The sequence below is a fragment of the Longimicrobium sp. genome (assembly GCF_036554565.1).
GTDB lineage: Bacteria > Gemmatimonadota > Gemmatimonadetes > Longimicrobiales > Longimicrobiaceae > Longimicrobium.
The window spans coordinates 1-2,297 of record NZ_DATBNB010000127.1 but is presented as its reverse complement, the minus strand read 5'-3'; the positions used below and the strand labels follow the sequence as shown (position 1 = coordinate 2,297).

2 protein-coding genes and 1 pseudogene are annotated in these 2,297 nt (G+C 70.1%); all 3 read left to right on the top strand.

Going from position 1 to position 2,297, the window contains the following annotated elements:
- Positions 1-281: 281 nt before the first annotated feature.
- Complete coding sequence (locus tag VIB55_RS03395; protein ID WP_331875260.1) at positions 282-875, top strand: hypothetical protein; 594 nt, start codon at positions 282-284, stop codon at positions 873-875.
- 169 nt (positions 876-1,044) lie between these two features.
- The gene (locus VIB55_RS03390) at positions 1,045-1,665 is read left to right on the top strand and encodes a hypothetical protein (protein WP_331875259.1); all 621 of its coding nucleotides are present in this window, start codon (positions 1,045-1,047) and stop codon (positions 1,663-1,665) included.
- 220 nt (positions 1,666-1,885) lie between these two features.
- A pseudogene (locus VIB55_RS03385) lies at positions 1,886-2,297 on the top strand (amidohydrolase); the annotation flags it as partial.

Sequence of the window (2,297 nt, the reverse complement as noted above, 5' to 3'; positions counted from 1 at the left end):
TGGGGCTGGGCGTACCTGCGCGCCGGCCGGCTGTTCCCCCTGATGCTGGCTCACGCGGCCGTCAACGTGGCCAGCGGCGTGTTCATGCTCCTGAAGTGGAGCTAGCCCGTCGATAGCACGTTGTAGAGCTACCCACCGGCGTCGTGGACATGCGCTTCCCGCTCGACGAACGCTTGCGCAGTCGCGGAAACTTTGGTTTACTTAGCTCATTCTTTCGGCGTCCCTCCTGTGGGACGCGCGTCACTGCAGCACCGCCAACTGCCCTCGCATCCTCCGCTCCCATGCACATCTGCGCTAAACTCGCGGTCGTCGTCCTCACGGCCGCCGCGCCCTTCTCCGCCGCGGCTCAGAGCAGCAATCCCGCGAACGACCTGACGGCCATCTACGACCCGACGCCCCGGGTCACGAGCGTGTCCACGAGCCTCAGGCGAGAGAGGGGCGCGTCGGCCCGCGCGCAGCTACACCTCGACTTCCGCACGACCCACCCGGACACCGTTCCCTCGCGCCCGCTGGAAGTGTTCGAGCTTTCCGCGACCGTGGCGGTGGCCGAAGCCAACGGGCATTACTTCACCGGGGTCGGCGAGGCCACCCTCCTGGTGGACGGTTCCGTCACGATTGCGCTGAAGGGCGAGCGCCGTGCGGCAGAGTGGACGGAGCGGATCGTGTTCCCCGTGTCGTTGGACCAGGCCCTGAAGCTGCGCGGGGCCCGCCGGGTCCACGGGCGGATCGGCGCGTGGGAGTTCGACCTGACGCCGGCGGAGATCGCCCGGATCGGCCGCCTGGTGGCGTATGCGCGTCTCGAGCCAGGGGCTCCGGTGCCCGATCGATGGACCATGAGCCCGGATGAGTTCGGCGGGACCGGCCGCGCGCCGTAGGACTGGGCGGCTCGCGACCCGCAGTACACGCCTCCCGCACGTCACCCCGCGCTAGCTCAGGCCAGTCGCGTCCTCGACGGCCTGCGTCCCCGCCGCTCTGGACCGGGCAGGCCCGAGCACGCACATTGTGCCGTCCGCCGCCGCCCCCTTCCGTCCGGAACCCGAGATCATGTCCGACACCCCACCACCCGCCTGGATGCAGGCGCTGCAGCCGTACGCCGAGCGCACGGACTTCCGGGTGCCGCTCAAGGTGCCCATCCACATGCCCAGCGGACGGATGATCGGCGACGTGGCGGGCGTGTACCTGCGCCTGCCGCGGTGGGAGGGGCCCGCGTTCGCGGACGACTTCGGCAAGAAGGCGGCGGGGATGGTGGAGCTGGAGGGCGAGCACACGTTCGCCGAGATCGCGGTGCTGCGCATGCTGGAGCGGGAGGGGTGGAGCGGGCGGTGGGTGAACACGTACAGCGCCAAGGGCGAGGTGTGGAAGTACCTCACCCGCTGGGACGACGTGCCCCGCGCCGAGCAGCGCAACCGCGTGATCGAGGACGAGGATCCGCGCGTGGTGCTGGCCGGCGTCGCGCGGCGCGCCAAGAAGCGCTACGCTGGGTGCTGGGACGTGTTCGCGTGGCGCGGCGACGACTTCGCCTTTCTGCAGACCAGGCGCGGCGCCCCGACGGCCAAGGCGGAGCTGGGCCCCGCTCAGGCCGAGTGGCTGCACACCGCGCTGCTCTTCGGCGACACCCGGATCACGCTGGCGTCGTTTGCCGTCGTGCACTGGGACTACCGCTGACCCGCCCCGCCTGGAACGGCTCCTCGACCCAGCGCCGCACCTGCAGGTAGATGCCGTGGCGGCGCACCCGGTAGTCGGGTGAATTCTGCCGTTGATCTCCTTCGACGGTCCACGTGGATCGGTGCGTTCCCGGGTGCTTGACCTTGGCGGACGGGCGGGGCAGGTTGGACGCGCTTCGCGATCAGCGCACATCCCGTCCACCCCTGCCCTGGAATCACCCATGCGCCTGCTCCTTCGGTTGGGCTCGGCTCTCCTGGCCCTCGCGCTCTCTTCCACCGGCGTGGCCGCGCAGCGGCAGGGCGTGCCGGTGGATTCGGCGCGTCTCGCCGCGCTCAAGGACGAAATCGCCCGCGAGATCGACGGGATGCACGAGTTCACCCAGCAGATGGTCGACCAGATCTTCTCGTACGGGGAGCTGGGCTTCCAGGAGAGCGAGAGCTCCCGCTACCTGGTAGGCATCCTGCGGCGCAACGGCTTCACCGTGCAGGAGGGGATCGCGGGGATTCCGACCGCGTGGATGGCGAGCTGGGGGAGCGGAAAGCCGGTGATCGCGCTGGGGTCGGACCTGGACGGGATTCCCCAGGCCTCGCAGAAGCCGGGCGTCGCCTATCACTCTCCGCTGGTGGAGGGCG

Bases quoted from the DNA above. Each gene is read 5' to 3' on its own strand.
- VIB55_RS03395 (WP_331875260.1), top strand. From the start codon at position 282: ATGCACATCTGCGCTAAACTCGCGGTCGTCGTCCTCACGGCCGCCGCG.
- VIB55_RS03390 (WP_331875259.1), top strand. From the start codon at position 1,045: ATGTCCGACACCCCACCACCCGCCTGGATGCAGGCGCTGCAGCCGTAC.